We start from the raw sequence: 18,399 nt of genomic DNA, 5'->3' as shown, positions 1-18,399 counted from the left end.
ATGCCCGGGTGTTCGAAGCGGTTGAGGCGAGGCTGCGCTCGGCGTATCCGTCGCACGAGTGGATTCCCGTCACGCATGGGATGTCGGGTGCGCTGACCTATCGGCTGGCCGGGCTGTCGGAGCTGTTCGTCAAGCTGGCAAGGGTTTCCGCGCATCCGGATCCGCGGGCGGACGTACTCGCGGAGGCGCGGCGGCTGGAATGGCTTACGGCGAAGGGCTTTCCGGCCGCAAAGGTGGTCGACGCCGGTGCGTCCGGAGCCGTACGTTGGCTGGTCATGACCGCCGTGCCCGGCCGTCCGGCGTCCGATCCGTGGCCGGTGGACCAGCGGATGCGGGTGATCGACTCGGTGGCTGAGATCCTGCGGGCGCTGCACGCCTTGCCTGTAAGCGATTGTCCGTTCGACCGAACGCTCGACGTCGCACTCGGCAACGTCCGGCGCGCCCTCGACGAAGGCCTCTTCGAGCGCGGGGTGGAGGAGATGGACCAGTGGGAACGCGACCTCGACCGGCGTGGGCTGCTTGCCGAGTTGGAGCGCACCCGCCCGCCGATGGAGGACCTGGCAGTCTGCCACGGCGACTACTGCCTGCCCAACGTCATGATCGACCCCGAAACCCTCACCCCGACCGGCCTCGTCGACCTCGGCCGCCTGGGTCGTGCCGACCGGTACGCCGACCTGGCGTTGATGTGTAGGAGCATCGGCTCGGAGACCATGAACCCGCAGTACGGGCAGTCCCATGTCGCCCGCTTCCTCACCGAGTACGGCGCCAATCCCAGCGACCCACGCTTGGACTACTACGCCCGCCTCGACTGGCTCTTCTAGGGGGTGTCCTGCAAGTGTCGCCGGGCTGCGGCGGCCCTGGCCCCACGCTGGCTGCGTTGGACGAAGATCGCCCGTATGACCGATACGAACGACTCCGCCCGCCTTGCCAGCCCGGCGCCATGACCGTCCTCGCTATCCACCGACACTTACAGGACACCCCCTAGAACCGAGCGCCGGCACAAGCTCAGCTGCCTCGACCGCCGGCGTGGCGAGAAACCGGTTCCTCGCCACGAGCCCGCCCTTCGTCCTGGGCTTGCCAGGAACCGGTTTCTTCCGCCGCGGGAGCCCAATCGGCCGTTGGCGGGGCCGGGTAACCGGTTTCTGCGTATGAGCCTGCTGCCGGGCTCGTGGGGTGGGCCGCAGTGAGGGAGAACCGGTTTCTCCGATGAGCCTCACCCGGTGGCGCGCGCTCCGCCGTTGGCCGCTGACTGTTCGTTAGTCGTGGAGAAACCGGTTTCTTCGACCGGCTTTCGCTGCCCGACACGTGATCGGGACCTCAACCCAGAAACCGGTTTCTCTCGGCTGAGCCCGCCGCCCGACCCTCCAGTGGGCCGTGTGGTTCGAGGTGCCGATGGGGAACCGGTTTCTGCGTTGGGGGTTCGCCGTTCGGGCTCCTAGCGGTCCGTCTGCCGGTATTCGAGGAGAAACCGGTTTCGGTGGCTGAGCCTCCTGATGAGCGCAGCAATCCCGTCGGAAACGCATCGAGAAACCGGTTCCAGGAACCGGTTTCTCGGCCCGCGTCGTGCGCTTTCGGCGAGGCGTGCGCGGCGCTAGCTCTGGGGCTGGCGAAGCATCGGCGGATACAGGATGTCGGCGGCGCCTTTGCGGTAGAGCTGAGCCGGCCGGCCGCGCTCGTGGCGGAGGACGGCTTGGCCGGCGGGTTCGAGGAATCCGGGCGTGCCAGTGACCTTGCGGTGGAAGTTCCGCGGATCCAGCCTGGTACCCCACACGATCTCGTACACCTGCCGCAGTTCCGCGATCGTGAACTCCGGCGGGCAGAACGCCGTCGCCAGGCTGGAGTACTCCAGCTTCGCCCGCGCCCGTTCCAGCCCGTCAGCCAGGATGCGGCCGTGGTCGAACGCCAACTGGTCGCCCGCCAGGTGAGAAACCGGTTCCCAGTAGGCAGCGGCCGCGTCGGTGCCGGCCGTCAGCTCCGGCGGGTCCGGCACCAGTGCGAGATGTGCCACGGTCACCACCCGCATCCGCGGATCGCGGTCGGGGGTGCCGTAGGTCGCGAGCTGCTCCAGATGCACCGCGTCCAGTGAGAGACCGGTTTCTTCGGCCAACTCGCGCGCGGCCGCCCGCGGCAGGTCCTCGTCGATCCGGACGAAACCGCCAGGCAGCGCGAGCCGGCCGGCGTACGGCTCCTCGCCGCGCGCGATGGCGAGTACGTGCAGTGCCTGTGCCCGGATCGTGAGCACCACGAGGTCGACGGTCACGGCGAAGGGTGGGTACGAGCTGCTATTCATGTCACCTTGACGAGAAATGGGCGATGGGTTTATCGTCGGACTGACGATATCAAGTTCGGGAGGGTCCATGGCCGACATCACGCGTCTGCTGTTCCTGCGTCACCTGCGGGGATCGCCGACCCAGCACGTCCGCCACCACCGGCGCGGCCGGCTGGTGCACGACGGCGTCGGGCTGGCGTTCTGGTTCCGCTCGCTGTCGGCGGTGCTGTCGGAGATCCCGGTCGACGACCGTGAGCTGCCCCTGCTCTTCCACGCTCGTACGCGCGACTTCCAGGACATAACCGTGCAAGCCGCGGTGACGTTCCGCATCACCGATCCGGCCGTCGCGTCCGAACGGATGGACTTCTCCATCGACCCGAGTACCGGCCGGTGGCGGTCTGCTCCGCTGGAGCAGCTCGCGAGCCTCCTGTCCGAGCTCGCCCAGCAGCCCGCGCTGGACACACTCGTCGGGCTCGACCTGCAGGCCGCGCTCGCCGAAGGCGTGCCCACAGTCCGAGACCGGATCGCCGGCGCCCTCGCCGAGGACGGCCGGCTGGCCGCGACCGGGATCACGGTCGTCGGCGTACGGGTGGTCGCGATCCGCCCGGAGCCGGAGCTGGAACGCGCGCTGCAGACGCCGACCCGCGAGCTGGTGCAACAGGAAGCGGACCGGGCGACGTACGAGCGTCGCGCCCGGGCTGTCGAGCGCGAGCGCGCCATCGCAGAGAACGAGCTGCAGAACAAGATCGAGCTGGCCAAGCGCCAGGAGCAACTGGTCGCGCAGGAGGGCGCAAACTTCCGTCGGAAAGCGGAGGAGAAGGCAGCATCCGCCCGGATCGACGCCGAGGCGAGCGCCGGGCGCGAACGACTGGCGACCGCCGTACAGGCCGAGCGGGACCGCGCGTTGGCGGCCGCCCGCGCCGAGTCGACTCGCGAGGTCGGGCTGGCCGAGGCCGAGGTGGAGCGCGACAAGCTGGCTGCGTACCAGAGCCTGGACCGGGCCGTGATCACGCTGCTGGCGGTACGCGAGCTGGCAGGTCAGCTACCGGAGATCGGGTCGTTGACGATCACCCCCGACACCGTGACCGACCTGCTCGGAACGGTGACTCGGTCGCTGAACGGCCGAGGCGAGGCCTCGTAATGAGCCTCGCACCGAGGGCGGTGGTCGTGTGGCGGCGGAGCGAGTACGAGGAGCTGGTCGCGCGGCACGGCACGCCTGCCGCCGCCGGTTTCTTCCTGCGGGAGCGCGGCTCCGATCTGGCGACGGTGCGTGAGCGGCACGACCAGCTCAACGCCGCGTTGGATGCGGTCGCTGCGGCGGTTCCGTCGGATTGGCGGCGGGGGCAGGTTGAACGGTCGGACCTCGATCGCTTCCTGTTCGCGCCGGACGACGTGATCGTGGTGGTCGGGCAGGACGGACTGGTCGCGAACGTCGCGAAGTACGCCGATGCGCAGCCGGTGATCGGAGTGGATCCGGCGCCGGGACGCAACGCCGGCGTGCTGGTCACGCATCCGGCGTCGGCGGCGCGTGGGCTGTTGGTACGGGCGGCGGACCGGTCGGCGGCGATCACCGAACGAACCATGGTCGCGGCCGCGGCTGACGACGGGCAGCGGCTGGTCGCGCTGAACGAGATCTACGTCGGACATCAGACCCACCAGTCGGCGCGCTACCGGCTGGACGTGCCGGCGGGGGAGGCCGAGCAGCAGTCGTCATCGGGGGTGCTGGTCGGCACGGGTACGGGAGCGACGGGCTGGTGTCGCTCGGTATGGCAGGAGCGGCACAGCCCGTTCGCGTTGCCGAGTCCGGGAGACCGGTTTCTCGCCTGGTTCGTACGGGAGGCGTGGCCGTCGCCGGTGACCGGCACGAAGCTGACCGAGGGCTTGGTGACGGCGGATGGGGAGCTCGCCCTCACCGTGGAGTGCGATCGCCTCGTCGTCTTCGGCGACGGCATCGAGTCGGACCGGTTGGCGCTGTCGTTCGGCCAACGCGTGTCGGTACGCGTCGCCGAGCGCGGCCTGTGCCTGGTGGATTGAGCGATCCGCGCACGTCCATGACGGATCACCGCGAAGCCGGGAACCGGTTTCACGCACGATGGTCGGGGCTGGCGGTACCGCGGATCGCAGTCGAGAAACCGGTTTCACTGACAGTTTGCAGGCGTCGCATTGGCGTGCCGCAGGGACCTGCCCCGCCAGCGCTTCGCTAGCTAGTGCCATGCGCGTGCGTTAGATCGAGAAACCGGTTTCTGGACCACGGTTCGGCGGCCGTGCGCGTCGGCTGGCGAGAAACCGGTTTCTGATCGTCGGTTCGGCGGCCGTACGTGTCGGCTGGCGAGAAACCGGTTTCTGATCGTCGGTTCGGCGGCCGTACGTGTCGGCCGGTGAGAAACCGGTTTCGGACGGTTTCGATTGTCCGGGCGCGACGATGCAGACGTGGCCGAGTTAGCTGGCGCGAGGTGCTCGGGCGCCGGCGATGCTCGGCTCGGCTCGGTTGCCGGAAGTCGATGGAGCGTGCCCAGCCTCGGGCCGCCGGCCTGGGCTCAGAAACCGGTTGCTGGCCGTCGACAGCAGAGCGGACGGGCTGGAGCGATAGCCTGCCGTCGAACAAGCTGGAGGAGAGTGCGATGACGCAGGCGCCGGTACGCGGCCCCGTTCCTCGACCGATTCGCCGGAGCCTGCTCGCCAGGCAGTGGCCGCTCGGGCTCGTCCTGGCCGGATTGGTCTGTTCCCTCGGAATCGTGGTCGTCGAGAACTACTTGGTCGGCACGTTGCTGTTCGCGGGTTTTGTCCTGCTCGGCGCCGGTTTCCGGTTGCTGCTCCCCACGAGGCGCGCCGGCCTGCTGGTGCTACGCAGCCGCGCCCTCGACGTCACCGTGATGACGGTGATGGGGGTCGCGATCGCGGTCCTCGCGGTCATCGTTCCGAACAACATCAGATAGGCTCGGCACAGGTATCTTGACGCCAAGATATACGCGGGAAGGCGGAGCATGGCGCGACAGGGCAAGGTGACCGTGGTCGGTGCGGGCTTCTACGGCTCGACGACAGCGCAGCGGCTCGCGGAGTACGACCGGTTCGAGACGGTCGTCCTCACCGACATCGTCGAAGGCAAGCCGGAAGGGCTCGCACTCGACATGAACCAGTCCCGCTCCATCGAGGGCTTCGAGACCAAGGTGATCGGCCAGACCACCGGCCGCGACGGCGAGGGCTACGAGGCGATCGCCGGCTCCGACATCGTGGTGATCACCGCCGGCCTGCCACGCAAGCCCGGCATGAGCCGGATGGACCTGATCGAGACCAACGCCAAGATCGTCCGTCAGGTTTCGGAGAACGTCGCCAAGCAGGCGCCGAACGCCGTGGTGATCGTGGTCTCCAACCCGCTCGACGAGATGACCGCGCTGGCCCAGCTCGCAACCGGTTTCCCCAAGCATCGCGTACTCGGCCAGGCCGGCATGCTCGACACCGCACGCTTCACCCACTTCGTGGCCGAGGAGCTCGGCGTACCCATCGCGGACGTACGTACGCTCACGCTCGGCTCGCACGGTGACACGATGGTGCCGGTGCCGTCGCGGTGCACGGTCGACGGCAAGCCGCTGGCCGACCTGCTGCCGGCGAGCAAGATCGACGAGCTGGTCACGCGTACGCGCAACGGCGGTGCGGAAGTGGTCGCGCTGCTCAAGACCGGTTCCGCGTACTACGCACCCAGTGCGGCCGCCGCCAGGATGGCGCGCGCGGTGATCGACGACTCCGGCGCGGTCATGCCGGTCTGTGCGTGGGTCGAGGGCGAGCACGGCATCTCCGGCGTGTACCTCGGCGTCGAGGCCGAGCTGGGCCGCGACGGCGTGCGCCGCGTGGTCGAGACCGAGCTCACAGAGCCCGAGCTCGCCGCGCTGAAGGAGGCCGCCGAGGCGGTCCGCGCCAAGCAGGCCGACGTACAGAACCTTTGAGAGCTGTAAAGCGCCGACTGACAAGCGTTTGAGGAGAGAACGGAACGATGGCGAAGATCAAGGTAGCCAACCCGGTCGTCGAGCTCGACGGCGACGAGATGACGCGGGTCATCTGGAAGGACATCAAGGACCGGCTGATCCTGCCGTACCTTGATGTGCCACTGGAGTACTACGACCTGTCGATCGAGAACCGGGACGCCACCGACGACCAGGTGACGATCGACTCCGCGAACGCGATCAAGCAGCATGGTGTCGGCGTCAAGTGCGCGACGATCACGCCGGACGAGGCGCGGGTCGAGGAGTTTGGCCTGAAGAAGATGTGGCGGTCGCCGAACGGCACGATCCGTAACATCCTCGGTGGCGTGGTGTTCCGTGAGCCGATCGTGATCTCGACGGTTCCGCGGCTGGTGCCGGGCTGGACCAAGCCGATCGTGATCGGGCGCCACGCGCACGGCGACCAGTACCGCGCGTCCGACTTCGTGGTGCCCGGCCCTGGCACGGTGACGATCACGTACACGCCGGAGGACGGCTCGCAGCCGATCGAGTTCGAGGTCGCGAAGTTCACCGACGGCGGTATCGCGATGGGCATGTACAACTTCGACTCGTCGATCCGCGACTTCGCGCGCGCGACGATGCGGTACGCGCTCGACCGGGGCTTCCCGCTGTACCTCTCGACGAAGAACACGATCCTCAAGGCGTACGACGGGCGGTTCAAGGACCTGTTCGCCGAGGTCTACGAAGCTGAGTTCAAGGGCGACTTCGAGGCCGCGGGGATCACGTACGAGCACCGGCTGATCGACGACATGGTCGCGCAGGCGCTGAAGTGGGACGGCGGCTTCGTGTGGGCCTGCAAGAACTACGACGGTGACGTGCAGTCGGACGTGGTGGCGCAGGGCTTCGGGTCGCTGGGCCTGATGACGTCGGTACTGATGACGCCGGACGGCCGTACGGTCGAGGCGGAGGCGGCGCACGGCACGGTGACGCGGCACTTCCGGCAGTGGCAGAAGGGCGAGAAGACCTCGACGAACCCGATCGCGTCGATCTTCGCGTGGACGCGCGGGCTGGCGCACCGCGGCAAGCTCGACGGAACGCCGGAGCTGTCGGAGTTCGCGCACACGCTCGAGCAGGTCTGCGTCTCGACGGTCGAGTCGGGTGCGATGACCAAGGACCTGGCACTGCTCGTCGGCGGCGACGCCACCTGGCAGACGACGGACGAGTTCCTCGGCTCGCTGGCCGACAACCTGGCGGCGAAGCTGTCCGCCTGAGGTTTCGCGCTGTAGGCGTTACGACAGGAGGCGCCCCGTCCCGCAGATCGCGGGGTGGGGCGCCTTCTGCGTGTACGAGGTGCGGCCCCGCGTCTTCGCGACCAGCGCAGTGCGTCTAGGCCGCTGGTCGCGGCTGCCTGAGTTTGCGGCTACCGCAATTTGCCGTGGCCGTGATCGTCGGCGGGTGCGTGGGACCGCTGCCGTTGCCTCCGCGCGGCTGTGGTGGGCATCACCTCGTTCGGTGACCACTCGACCGCACTAGAAGCGTACAGTTGACCAAAAGACGTTATCTGGTCAACTAGACGGTAGATGTGAGGACAGCGTGCGCGGTCGGCTGCGGAAAGACGACATCGCTGGGCGGCGGGAGCGGGCCGAGGGGATCTTGGTGGCTGCCGGCGGGTTGATCGAGCGCTGGGGATTCGACAAGACCACCGTCGACGACATCGCGCGGGCGGCTGGGGTTGCCAAGGGCACGATCTATCTGCACTGGCCGACGCGGGACGCCTTGTTCCTCGCGTTGTTGCGGCAGGAAAGGCTCGTGCTGCTGACCGACGTACGGCAGCGCCTCACCACTGACTGCAAGGCGCCGATCGTACGTACGTTGTTCCGGCATTTCGCCGCCGCCATGCTCCAGCGCCCGTTACTGAAAGCCGTATTCCTCGGGGATCAGGCGATCCTCGGGCGGTTGGCCGGCCAGCGACCGCGCCAGGGCGGCGACGCCGCGCAGAGGTTGGGGTACGCCGACTATGTGGCGATCCTCGAGAAGCATGGCGCGGTCCGCCCAGATTTGCCAACTCGGGCGCACGTCAACGTCGTCAGCGCGACGTTCCTGGGCAATCTGTTCGCCAGCCCGATGATGCCCGCCGAATACGAGATCACAGACGACGAACGGGCAGACCTGATCGCCGAGACCATTTACCGGACGCTCGGCACGGAGCAGGCATCTGGCAACCGCGAGGAAGCCGCACTGATCAGCGCCACCATCGGGTATGTCGACAACGCGTTGGCGATCGCGCGGCACCAGTTCGACGCGGCGATCGGCTTGAGCGACGACAACGCCGACAACCCCGACAGCACCAACACCACTGATAGCGCTAACAAGTCCAACAGCGCAGACCGCGCCGCCAGAGAGGAAAACGCCTGATGGCACCGTTGGTTCTGGCACTCGACGACCCTTCCGCCGAGCTCGCCGTCGCCGGCGGCAAGGGTGCGAGCCTGGCCCGGCTCGCCAACGGCGGGCTCCCCGTGCCGCCCGGCTTCCACGTCACTACCGAGGCCTACCTGCGCTTCGTCGCGCGGAACCAGTTGCAGCAGCGGATTCTCGAGGCCCTCGCCGGCGCCCCGCAACAGGCCGCGGACCAGATCGCCCGGCTGTTCGACAGCCACGAGATGCCCGACGACATCGCCGAGGCGATCCGCAAGGCCTACGCCGCCATGCACGACGTCCCCGTCGCCGTACGTTCCTCCGCCACCGCCGAGGACCTGCCGGACGCCTCGTTCGCCGGTCAGCAGGACACCTACCTCGACATCCGCGGCGAGGCAGCAGTACTCGACGCCGTCAAACGCTGCTGGGCCTCGCTCTGGACCGCCCGCGCCATCGAATACCGTTCCCTGCAAGGGATCGGCAACGACGACGTGAGCCTTGCCGTCGTCGTACAAGAGCTCGTCCCGGCCGACGCCGCCGGCGTCCTGTTCACCGCCGACCCTGTGAGCGGAGCGAACGACCGCGTTGTCGTCAACGCCGCAAGTGGTCTCGGCGAGGCATTGGTCAGCGGCGAGGCCGACCCCGACGCGATCGTCATCGAGAAAGCCTCGGGCCGGGTCATCGAGCGCCGCGGTGAGCAGATCCTCGACACCGTGCACATCGGCGAGCTCTTCCAGCTGGGCAAGCGAATCGAGCAACTCTACGAACGTCCGATGGACGTCGAGTGGGCCCTCCACGCCAACAGCGTCTTCATCCTGCAAGCCCGGCCCATCACCGTCCTCGCGACGTATGAGGAGTGGAACGACAGCCTGCGCGGAGAGTACCTCTGGACGAACGGCAACCTCGGCGAGGCGATCCCCGACGTCATGACGCCCGCCACCTGGTCGGCCGTGAAGCTGTTCATGGGCGACGCGATGGCCACGAGCTCGCTGCCGGAGTACCCCGGTTACGGCAACATCGGCGGCCGGTTCTACATGAACCTCAGCATGGCCTACTCCCTGGCCGCCGCGTTCGGCATGAAGGGCCGCTTCACCGGCGCCATCACACAGGTCTTCGGCCGGCTGCCCGCAGGCATGGAGATCCCGCCGGCGCCGCTCTCGCGCTGGCAGGTCATCCGCGCGCTGCTCCCGGTCGTACGCCAAGTACTGAAGCGGGTCAAGCAGAACACGGCCAGGCTGCCGGAGTTTCTCGCGACCTCGGCCGCACGGAGCGACGACCTACGAGCGCGGATCGCCGCGACAACCACCACGACAGCGCTCGCATCCCTGTGGCGTAAGGAAATCGAGCCGTACTTCCACGAAACGTGCCAGATGCTCGAAGCCGCCGGCAGGCAGGACTCCGGCGCGCTCGTCACCGTCCGGGAGAAGCTGGCGAAGCTGGTCGGCGAGTCGGACATGAACAAGATGACGTCCGGCCTCGCGAGTACGAAAGGCCTGGAAAGCCTGGGCCCGCTGCTCGGACTGGCGCAGCTCGAGAACGGCGAGATCGACCGCGAGACCTACGGTCGCAAGTACGGGCACCGCGGCGCCTCGGAGTTCGAGATCTCGACTCCACGCCCGGCCGAGGATCCGGCGTGGATCGACAAGCAGCTGGACGGTCTGCGCACCGCCGCGGAGCCGCCGGCAGCACTGCTCGCCCGGCAGGAAGCAGCCAGCGAGGCAGCCTGGCAGCGCTTCGCGCAGCGCCACCCGAAGCAGGTCACGAAGCTACGCGCGCAGGTCGAACGCTGGGTGAAAGCCGCGCAGGGGCGAGAGCACGCAAGGTCGGAGGTGATCCGCGCGTTCTGGGTCGTCCGCGCGTTCGTCCTGCGTGCGGGCGAGCTCACCGAGCACGGCGGCGACCTGTTCTTCCTGCCGGTCGAGGAAATCCTCGCGGTGCTCGACGGCGAAACGATGGTGCTGGAGACCGTGCCGGCCAGGCGCGCGACGTACGACCGCTACCAGGCCCTGCCGCCCTATCCAGCGGTGATCCTCGGCCGGTTCGACCCGTTCAGATGGGCCGCGGATCCCAACCGGCGCAGCGATTTCTACGACGAGCACGGCGCCGAGACGCCGGTCAGCGATACGGTGACAGGCTTCGCCGGTGCGGTCGGTGTCGTCGAGGGTACGGCCCGCGTCATCGACTCCGTGGCCCGCGGCGAGGAGCTCGAGCCCGGCGAGATCCTGGTGACGACAGTGACCAACATCGGCTGGACTCCGCTGTTCCCCCGTGCGGCCGCGGTCGTGACGGACGTCGGCGCGCCGCTGTCGCACGCGGCGATCGTCGCGAGGGAGCTGGGCATTCCGGCCGTCGTCGGGTGTGGCAACGCGACCGCACGCATCCACACCGGAGACCGGATCCGCGTCGACGGCGAGCATGGAACGGTGGACATCCTTCAGTAACGCGGTGCTGCCCTGCGGTTGTTGCGTAGGGGTCAGGCCGGCAGCAGCGTGAGCGGCTGCCGGCCTGGCACCAGCTGATCGCCGGAGACGTAACCTTCCGGCCTGCCGCGCAGCTCGCCGACCAACAACTGCCGGAGCCGAGCGCACTCATCCACACGCTCGCCTGCCAGATCCCTGGTCTCACTGCGATCCTCCACCAGATCGAACAGCTGCTCCTGTCCGCCACCCGACAGCCAGACGTACTTGTACCGCGCGTCGGTGATCCACTGCAACGACTGTCCGAGCAGTGCGTGCTCGCCGTGCACGTGCGATCGCCAGCCGCCGGCGGCCTCGCCACGGGCCATAGGCAGCAGGCTGCGACCCTCGACCGACTCTGGAACCGGCAGCCCGGCACAGTCGAGCAGCGTCGGCATCACGTCCCGCAGCTCGACCACCTCGTCCCGCCGCACGCCCCGCCCGGTGCCAGGACCGGCCAGCAGGAACGGGATCCGAGCCGACCCTTCGTACGGAAATCCCTTGCGGAACAGATGATGGTCGCCGAGCATCTCGCCGTGGTCGGACACGAAGCAGATGTAGGTGTTGTCCTTCAGGCCCCACTCGTGCAAGGTCTCCACGAACCGGTTGAGCTGCAGGTCGATGTGCGCCATGTGACCGTAATAGCCGGCTCGCGCTCGCTGCAGCAGGTCCGGGCGCATCCGCGCCGCGAACGGCTGGTGCGAGTTGTCCTGCCGATGCGACGAGTAGACGTCGGCCCAGGAGCCAACCGGCGGCTCGTACTGCGGCGCGTTGAGGTACTGCTCGAACGCCCAGCCCGGCGGATCGAACGGCGGGTGCGGCCGGTGGAACGAGAGGTACATGAAGAACGGCGCCGTCGGGTCGCGGCGGTTCAGCCACGACAGCGCCTGCGTCACCGCCCACGTCGTCGGATGCAGCGACTCGGCCTTGTCCCATGGGCGTGCGACGTAGGAGTTGCAGTTGACGCCGTTGTCGAAGTAGTCGGCGACCGCGGTCTGCCCCGCCTGAGAACGCAACCACGGCAGGTAGTCGTCGTAGGTCTCGACCGCCTGCTGCCGGCGGCGACCGTAGTGGAGGTAACCGTCGTGCAGCAGAACGTCGTCGAAGCCCAGCCGCGCCCGGGTCGGGGAGTAATGCATCTTCCCGATCGCCTGCGTCTGATAGCCGTGCCTGCGAAACTCCCCAGGCAACGTGGTCTCGATGTCGAACGCCACACCGTCCTGGTAGCCGACTCTACGATGCGTCCGCTGCGAAAGCCCGGTCAGCAAGGCCATCCTGGCCGGTACGCAGGTCGGCGTCGCGGAGTAGGCCCGCGAGAACCGCGCCCCGCGCAACGCCAGCTCGTCGAGATGTGGCGTGTGGACGACCGGATGGTCCTCGATCGAAAGGCAGTCGCCGCGCCATTGGTCGACGCACACCAGAACAACGTTCGGCCGGTCATCGCTCATGACCGTCAACGGTAGCGTCAATCCTGCCTTTGCGTCTCGACCTCGGTGGCCGACCAACTGGCCAGAAACTGAAGCGCCTCCGCCGTCGGCGACCCGGGCTCGGCGGTGTAGGTGATGATCACCTGGTCGTCCGGCAGAGCCAGTGACTCGTAGTCGAGCGTCAACTCACCCACGAGGGGGTTCCGGAGGACCTTGCGGCCATGGGTCTTCTCCCGGACGGTGTGATCGGCCCACAGCCGCCGGAACTCCTCGCTCTTCACAGAAAGCTCACCGATCACCGACGTGAGCTCCGGCGCGTCCGGGTAGCGGCCGGCTATCAGCCGAAGGTAGCCGACGGTTTCGCGGGCCTTGGCGTTCCAGTCGGCGAACCGCTCCCTCGGTATGCCGTCGAGGAACATCATCCGGCCCCAGTGCCGTTCCTTCGGCGTCAGCTGCTCGAAGTCGATGAACGCCAAGCACGCAAGGCGGTTCCAGGCCACGGTGTCGCCGAACCGGCCGATGACGTACGCGGGCACGGTGTCGAGGGAGTCGAGTAACTGCTGGACGCCCGGCCGGACTCGCTCGACTCCGGCCTGGCCGGCTGGACGCCTGACCGGCTTGGCCGGTCTGGCGAGGTTGTGCAGGTGCGCACGTTCCACGTCGTTGAGCCGAAGTGCCGAGGCGAGTGCGTCGAGTACCGACTCCGAAACTCCTTGTACACGGCCCTGCTCGACGCGCACGTAGTAGTCGACGCTGACGCCGGCAAGCTGGGCGAGCTCCTCGCGGCGCAGGCCGGGGACGCGACGCCTGCCGTGCGAGACCAGGCCCACGTCGGCCGGGCTGACCTGCGCACGTCGCGCGCGGAGGAACTCGCCGAGTTCGGAGCGGTTGTTCATGGCTTCCAGTGTCTCTCAGGTGTGCCAGCCGAGGGTGGTCCTGTCAGACCCAGGGAAGGCGCAGACCCCGGTAACGCCGGGCCTGGGCCGGTCCGTCGCGGCGGCGCAGAGTTGAGGACGTAACCGAGAAACCCAACCTGTGGAAGGTTCCAGATGTCTGAGTTGAACGGCCGGATCGCTGTGGTGACGGGCGCTTCGAGCGGAATCGGCGAGGCGACGGCGCGACTGCTCGCGAAGAACGGCGCCCGGGTGGCACTGGTCGCCCGGCGGCAGGACCGCCTGGAGCAACTGGCCAAGGAGATCACGGCAGCGGGCGGCACGGCCGTCGCGGTGCCGGCCGACCTCGCGCGGCCCGCGGACGAGCTGGCGGCCAGGGTGACGAAGGCGGTCGGCGAGGTCGACCTCGTGGTCGCCAACGCCGGTGTGATGCTCGCCGCACCGTTCTCGGAGGGGCGTACGAACGAGTGGCAGCAGATGATCGACATCAACCTGTCGGGGCTGCTGACCACGGTGAATGCGTTCGTGCCCGCGCTGCTTGCCGCCGCCGGCCGGGGCGGGAAGGCCGACCTCGTGACGATCTCGTCGATCGCGGCGACGGACAAGTTCCCGAACTTCGCCGTCTACTGCGCGACCAAGGCGGCCGCGAGCCACCTGGCCCGCAACCTGCGTACCGAGCTCGGGCCGCAGGACGTCCGGGTGACGAACATCGAGCCTGGCGTCACAGTGACCGAGTTGCAGGGCCACGTCCAGCACGACGAGACCAACGCGATGCTCGACCAGTGGGTCGAAACGCTGGCACCGCTGGAGGCAGGCGACATCGCCTCGGTAGTGGCGTACGCGACCGGCCTGCCGCGCAACGTCAACCTGGCGAACATCGTCGCGATGCCGACCCGGCAGCCATGAGATCCTTGTCCACATGAGTGAAACTGTTGTACGCCGCGTTCGCGAGTCCGACGTCCCAGCCGTCGTCGGACTCGTCCGCGAGCTGGCCGACTACGAGCGTTCGCTGCACGAGTGCGAGCTGACCGAAGCGCACCTGCACAAGGCGTTGTTCGGCCCGTCGCCGAAGGTCTTCGGGCACGTGGCAGAGGTGGCCGGCGAGGTCGTGGGATTCGCCCTGTGGTTCCTCAACTACTCCACCTGGCGCGGCGTACACGGTATCTACCTGGAGGATCTCTACGTACGCCCGACCCAGCGCGGAAGCGGGCTGGGCCGGGCGTTGCTGCGTGAGCTGGCGGCCGAGTGCGTACGCCAGGGCTACGCGCGGCTGGAGTGGTCGGTGCTCGACTGGAACGAGCCGGCGATCGGCTTCTACACCTCGCTCGGCGCGAAGCCGATGGACGAATGGACCATATTCCGCCTCACCGACGACGAGCTGGCGGCGTTAGCTCAGGGTTGACACCTGGCGTTCGGCGTTGTTGTAGAGGTGATCGGTGATCTCGATGCCCCAGCCTGGCGTGTCCTCGACCGCGACCCCACCATCGACGACCTTCAGCTCGGGCTCGTAGAGGCCCTTCGTCCATTGGTTGTCCTCGATGCCCCACTCGTGATACTGGTGGCAGGCGGGCATGGCCGCGGCGAGGTGCAGCGTGAAGACCTGCAGCAGTGAGTTGTTCGAACAATGTGGTGTGCAAGGGATTCCGGCGTCCTCGGCCATCCTCGCGACCCGCCTCGCACGGGCGACGCCGCCAAGGTAGCCGATGTCGGGCTGCACGATGTCGACGGCCTGCAGGTCGATGATCCGGCGGAAGTGTATGAGTGAGTTGTCCTGCTCGCCGCCGGCGACCTGGATGTCGAGGGCCCTGGTCACCTGGGCGGTGTTCTCGATCTCCTCGTACGGACAGGGCTCTTCGAAGTGGAAGTAGCCGTTGTCCTCGAGCATCCGGCCGACCTGGATCGCCCTCGACACCGTGAACCCGCCGTTGCCGTCGGCGTTGATGTCGAAGTCGTCGCCCATCGCTTCCCTGATATGGGTGATGATTCGCTCGGTGCGGCCGGGCGAGGCGTCCTTGTCGCGGCCCATCGCGGAGCCGAGGCGAATCTTGGCGGCCTTGAAGCCGTTGGTTTCCCTGAGCTGGAGCAGGCGTTCGGCCTCATCCTCAGGTGAGATGGCGCGGCTCATGCTGGAGGCGTACATCGGCACGACATCACGTACCTTCCCGCCGAGCAGCTTGTAGACCGGCTGGCCGGTGACCTTGCCGAGCAGGTCCCAGAGCGCGGTGTCGACGCCGCAGACGCCGCGGAGGAGGAACGTCGAGGGGAACTTGTACTGGTCGCGGATGCAGCGGTCGACCAGTGCCTCGAGGTCCCACGGATCCTTGCCGAGGAAGAACGGCGCGACCATCTCGTGCAGGATCTGGACGGTCAGGTCGGCGCGGAACGGTGAGGTCTGGCCGATGCCCTCGGCGCCGTCATCGGTACGGACGCGTACGATCGCGATCTGCTGGCTGGCCAGGAACGTTTCGATGCTGACGATTTTCGGTCTCGAGCCCATGGTGTCAACGTTGCCCGGCCGCGGCCGGAATCGCACGTACCTGGCTGGTGCTGGCCATCGGATCGGCCTCAGGCCGGCAGCCAGCCGGCTCGGACGAGCACCTCACGCGCGACAGCTTTGTCAGCCGTACGCGGAAAGCCGCGAGCGGCCGGGACGGACCCAGCCGCTCGCGTCGATCTTGCGGAGCGATGGTTATGGGCGGTTCATGCCCATCGTGTAGCTGCCGGTGCCGCTGAAGGCGTGGACGCGCCAACGGTACGTACCCGCCGTACCGTTGAAGCTCACGCTTTCATCGGGCGCCGACGTGATGCCCTGCGCGACCGTCGACCAGGTGCCAGATGTGTTCAGGCGCTGGAGATACAGGTCGAAGTCCACGCCGTTCGGACCGTCGAGGCAGCCGTTGAACGTGCCGGCGTTCGCCGCCCAGCCGGTGGTGCCCGGCCAGTACTGGTTCTGGTTGGTTGCCGTGAACGTGCCGGTGTGCGTCTCCGGCAGTGCCGAACACGTGGACGGGTTGCCGACGGTCAGCTGGAACGTCGCCGAGTGGTCGTCCTCGGTGCCGTTGCCGTTGATCGCCACCTGGTAGATGCCAACCGGCGTTGAGCTCGACGTCGTAACCGTCAGCGTCGAGGAGGCGCCGGAGGTGAGCGTTGCCGGTGAGAAGCTCGCCGTGGCGCCCGACGGCAGGCCCGTTGCGGAGAACGTGATCGACTGCGGGGTGCCAACGATCGTCGACGTCGAGATCGCTGAGGTGGTCGACGAACCTGGGTTGACCTGACGCGAGGCGGGGTTCAGCGACATCGACCAGTCGTTGCCCGTGGCCGGCGTGCAGGTCTCGTTCGAGCCTGCTGGAACCTGGATCGCGTTCCAGGCGTTGCGTACGGCAGTCCACTCGGCGCAGCTGCCGGGGAACAGGTTCTTCGCCGCGTTCAACGTCGCCGCGCGCGCGTTGACGTGGCTCCACGTCGACGGGTTCTTCGTCTGCAGAGCGGCCATGTAAATCTGCCCGGCCTTCTGGATGCCGATGCCGGTGACGGCCCCGCCGGCGCAGACCGGTACGTTCGGCGAGCCGCCGGATCCCCTTGCCAGCAAGGTGAACCAGTGGTTCAGCGGGCCGGCGCCCGCGTGTACCTCGGTGCCGGAGGTGAGCTGCGGATAGCAGCTCGGGTCGCCGAGCGACGCAGGGTTGTACATGTCGCGGATAGGGCCGTCGCCAACCAGGTTGACTTCCTCACCGACGTAGAAGTCAGGCGGGTCGTTCGGGTTGTTCGCGTACGCTTCGGAGATCGCGCCGAAGATGTCGCCGTTCGCCTCGTTCATCCCACCGCGTTCGGCGCCGCTGCCGGCTCCGTCCGTTCCGGCGAACTGGAAGATCGCGTGCCCGTACTCATGCGTCACAACGTCGATGGGCGTCGCCTGGCGCTGGTTGTCCTGGCTGTGGCCGAAGTTGGTGTAGCTGCCGTTCCAGAACGCGTTGACGTCGTTCAGGCCAACCCTGGCAGGAAAAGCGCCGCCGTTGCCGTTGAACCCGTTGTAGTTCATCCAGCCGGCGAGCATGTCCCATTCCTTCTGCGCGGCGTAAAGAGCGTCGACGCAGCCGGTTTCGAGGTTGGTGCCGGAGCCGTTGCCCCAAGCGTCGTCGGTGCCGGTGAACGCCGCGCCGTTCTGCCCACCACAGCGCAGGCCGGGCCGGCTGTTGTCGGTCATGGAGAACGAGGTGCCCGAGCCGCTTGTCGTGATGCTGACCTGGCCGTTGTAGAAGCCGGAGCCCGTTCCCATGCGGACGTTCTCCCAGGTATCCACGACCTTGCCGCTCCCCGCGTCAACGAAGACTTGCAGCACGCTCGGGAGGTCCCTGGTGGTGCCGCGTACGGTCGTTTCCCAGGCCAGAGTGGACTTCTTGCCCTGCGCGAAGGCGATCAGGCGCGGTTTCGACGCTGTTTCGACGGTGCCGACGCGGGTCTTCGCGATGGTGGTCGCGCGGCCGGCGGAGATGGCCGGCGTGGTCGTCGGTAGTGCGGTCATCGGCCCGTCGCCGACGGTCTGCAGGATGGTTCCGTTGGCGTCGGTGATGACGATCGCGTCAGCGCCGACAACCGGCAGGCCGTCGTACGTACGTTGGTATACGACGTTGTAGAGCGTTCGTCCAGGTCGTCCGCCTGGAACGACACTCTGACGCCGCAGGGTCTCTTCGGGACCCTTTGCGAGATTGTCGAATCCGCTGGCGGCCGCGCGATCGGCGATGGCTGCGGCTCGAGCCGCGGGCTTTGCCGACTCAGACGCCGCAGGTGTTGGTGCCTTGTCGTTGGCCTGGGCGATGGGGATCGAGATGGTTGCGACCACCAGTGCCAGACCGAGAGACGCCGCAAGGGTGATGCGCCTCATTTGTTGCTCCCTTCCCATGAGCCCTCCGCCCACAGTGATTACGCAGCGCAGGGCAGGCCCGGAAAACAGAGGAAATCGGTTACACAGAGAAGCGAACTACCGATTGAGCTGTTACATGTAAG

15 protein-coding genes are annotated in these 18,399 nt (G+C 67.7%); 10 read left to right on the top strand and 5 right to left on the bottom strand.

Annotated features, from left to right (window positions below; all coding sequences use genetic code 11):
* Positions 1-8: 8 nt before the first annotated feature.
* Entirely contained in the window at positions 9-821 is an 813-nt protein-coding gene (locus tag ACYVF6_RS25640; RefSeq protein WP_460525074.1) for an APH(3') family aminoglycoside O-phosphotransferase, read from the top strand.
* A 770-nt stretch (positions 822-1,591) separates the two neighbouring features.
* Here ACYVF6_RS25640 and ACYVF6_RS25635 read toward each other — a convergent pair.
* A complete protein-coding gene (locus tag ACYVF6_RS25635) occupies positions 1,592-2,290 on the bottom strand; it encodes an NUDIX hydrolase (protein ID WP_460525073.1) in 699 nt (232 codons plus the stop codon).
* Between the two features lie 67 nt (positions 2,291-2,357).
* Here ACYVF6_RS25635 and ACYVF6_RS25630 point away from each other — a divergent pair, with 67 nt between their 5' ends.
* The 7 genes from ACYVF6_RS25630 to ACYVF6_RS25600 all read left to right on the top strand — a co-directional run bounded on the left by ACYVF6_RS25630 (position 2,358) and on the right by ACYVF6_RS25600 (position 11,060).
* The gene (locus tag ACYVF6_RS25630) at positions 2,358-3,410 is read left to right on the top strand and encodes an SPFH domain-containing protein (protein ID WP_460525072.1); all 1,053 of its coding nucleotides are present in this window, start codon (positions 2,358-2,360) and stop codon (positions 3,408-3,410) included.
* A complete protein-coding gene (locus tag ACYVF6_RS25625) occupies positions 3,410-4,303 on the top strand; it encodes an NAD(+)/NADH kinase (protein WP_460525071.1) in 894 nt (297 codons plus the stop codon). The genes ACYVF6_RS25630 and ACYVF6_RS25625 overlap by 1 nt, the downstream gene beginning before the upstream one ends.
* Positions 4,304-4,890: 587 nt before the next feature.
* Positions 4,891-5,205 (top strand): DUF3017 domain-containing protein, encoded by a 315-nt coding sequence (locus ACYVF6_RS25620; RefSeq protein ID WP_460525070.1) that lies wholly within the window; start codon positions 4,891-4,893, stop codon positions 5,203-5,205.
* A gap of 48 nt (positions 5,206-5,253) precedes the next feature.
* Positions 5,254-6,210 carry a malate dehydrogenase gene (gene mdh, locus ACYVF6_RS25615; protein WP_460525069.1) on the top strand — a complete coding sequence of 319 codons (957 nt, stop codon included), beginning with the start codon at positions 5,254-5,256 and terminating at the stop codon, positions 6,208-6,210.
* A 47-nt stretch (positions 6,211-6,257) separates the two neighbouring features.
* A complete protein-coding gene (locus ACYVF6_RS25610; RefSeq protein WP_460525068.1) occupies positions 6,258-7,475 on the top strand; it encodes an NADP-dependent isocitrate dehydrogenase in 1,218 nt (405 codons plus the stop codon).
* 322 nt (positions 7,476-7,797) lie between these two features.
* Complete coding sequence (locus ACYVF6_RS25605; RefSeq protein WP_460525067.1) at positions 7,798-8,619, top strand: TetR/AcrR family transcriptional regulator; 822 nt, start codon at positions 7,798-7,800, stop codon at positions 8,617-8,619.
* Positions 8,619-11,060, top strand: coding sequence for a PEP-utilizing enzyme (locus ACYVF6_RS25600; protein ID WP_460525066.1), 2,442 nt, complete (start codon positions 8,619-8,621; stop codon positions 11,058-11,060). Before ACYVF6_RS25605 ends, ACYVF6_RS25600 begins: the two co-directional genes overlap by 1 nt.
* A gap of 32 nt (positions 11,061-11,092) precedes the next feature.
* On the opposite strand, the gene ACYVF6_RS25595 is transcribed toward ACYVF6_RS25600, so the two are convergent.
* Positions 11,093-12,523 (bottom strand): arylsulfatase, encoded by a 1,431-nt coding sequence (locus tag ACYVF6_RS25595; RefSeq protein ID WP_460525065.1) that lies wholly within the window; start codon positions 12,521-12,523, stop codon positions 11,093-11,095.
* A gap of 17 nt (positions 12,524-12,540) precedes the next feature.
* Complete coding sequence (locus tag ACYVF6_RS25590) at positions 12,541-13,398, bottom strand: helix-turn-helix transcriptional regulator (RefSeq protein ID WP_460525063.1); 858 nt, start codon at positions 13,396-13,398, stop codon at positions 12,541-12,543.
* Between the two features lie 153 nt (positions 13,399-13,551).
* Between ACYVF6_RS25590 and ACYVF6_RS25585 the strand changes: the two genes are divergently transcribed.
* Both ACYVF6_RS25585 and ACYVF6_RS25580 read left to right on the top strand, forming a co-directional pair.
* Positions 13,552-14,301, top strand: a complete 750-nt coding sequence (locus tag ACYVF6_RS25585; RefSeq protein WP_460525062.1) for an SDR family oxidoreductase — start codon at positions 13,552-13,554, stop codon at positions 14,299-14,301.
* A gap of 13 nt (positions 14,302-14,314) precedes the next feature.
* Positions 14,315-14,797, top strand: coding sequence for a GNAT family N-acetyltransferase (locus ACYVF6_RS25580; protein ID WP_460525061.1), 483 nt, complete (start codon positions 14,315-14,317; stop codon positions 14,795-14,797).
* On the opposite strand, the gene ACYVF6_RS25575 is transcribed toward ACYVF6_RS25580, so the two are convergent.
* Both ACYVF6_RS25575 and ACYVF6_RS25570 read right to left on the bottom strand, forming a co-directional pair.
* Positions 14,783-15,892, bottom strand: a complete 1,110-nt coding sequence (locus tag ACYVF6_RS25575) for a mandelate racemase/muconate lactonizing enzyme family protein (RefSeq protein WP_460525060.1) — start codon at positions 15,890-15,892, stop codon at positions 14,783-14,785. The two genes, ACYVF6_RS25580 and ACYVF6_RS25575, sit on opposite strands and share 15 nt — an antisense overlap.
* A gap of 192 nt (positions 15,893-16,084) precedes the next feature.
* Positions 16,085-18,277: a M4 family metallopeptidase gene (locus tag ACYVF6_RS25570; protein WP_460525059.1), complete on the bottom strand. Its 2,193-nt coding sequence runs from the start codon at positions 18,275-18,277 to the stop codon at positions 16,085-16,087.
* Positions 18,278-18,399: the final 122 nt, after the last annotated feature.

It is taken from the genome of Flindersiella endophytica, assembly GCF_054779015.1.
This window is presented reverse-complemented; position numbering and strand designations above follow the sequence as displayed.

Coding starts and splice junctions, on each gene's coding strand:
- ACYVF6_RS25600 (WP_460525066.1), top strand. CDS start 8,619: ATGGCACCGTTGGTTCTGGCACTCGACGACCCTTCCGCCGAGCTCGCC.
- ACYVF6_RS25620 (WP_460525070.1), top strand. CDS start 4,891: ATGACGCAGGCGCCGGTACGCGGCCCCGTTCCTCGACCGATTCGCCGG.
- ACYVF6_RS25570 (WP_460525059.1), bottom strand. CDS start 18,277: ATGAGGCGCATCACCCTTGCGGCGTCTCTCGGTCTGGCACTGGTGGTC.
- ACYVF6_RS25590 (WP_460525063.1), bottom strand. CDS start 13,398: ATGAACAACCGCTCCGAACTCGGCGAGTTCCTCCGCGCGCGACGTGCG.
- ACYVF6_RS25575 (WP_460525060.1), bottom strand. CDS start 15,892: ATGGGCTCGAGACCGAAAATCGTCAGCATCGAAACGTTCCTGGCCAGC.
- ACYVF6_RS25585 (WP_460525062.1), top strand. CDS start 13,552: ATGTCTGAGTTGAACGGCCGGATCGCTGTGGTGACGGGCGCTTCGAGC.
- ACYVF6_RS25630 (WP_460525072.1), top strand. CDS start 2,358: ATGGCCGACATCACGCGTCTGCTGTTCCTGCGTCACCTGCGGGGATCG.
- mdh (WP_460525069.1), top strand. CDS start 5,254: ATGGCGCGACAGGGCAAGGTGACCGTGGTCGGTGCGGGCTTCTACGGC.
- ACYVF6_RS25625 (WP_460525071.1), top strand. CDS start 3,410: ATGAGCCTCGCACCGAGGGCGGTGGTCGTGTGGCGGCGGAGCGAGTAC.
- ACYVF6_RS25580 (WP_460525061.1), top strand. CDS start 14,315: ATGAGTGAAACTGTTGTACGCCGCGTTCGCGAGTCCGACGTCCCAGCC.
- ACYVF6_RS25610 (WP_460525068.1), top strand. CDS start 6,258: ATGGCGAAGATCAAGGTAGCCAACCCGGTCGTCGAGCTCGACGGCGAC.
- ACYVF6_RS25595 (WP_460525065.1), bottom strand. CDS start 12,523: ATGAGCGATGACCGGCCGAACGTTGTTCTGGTGTGCGTCGACCAATGG.
- ACYVF6_RS25635 (WP_460525073.1), bottom strand. CDS start 2,290: ATGAATAGCAGCTCGTACCCACCCTTCGCCGTGACCGTCGACCTCGTG.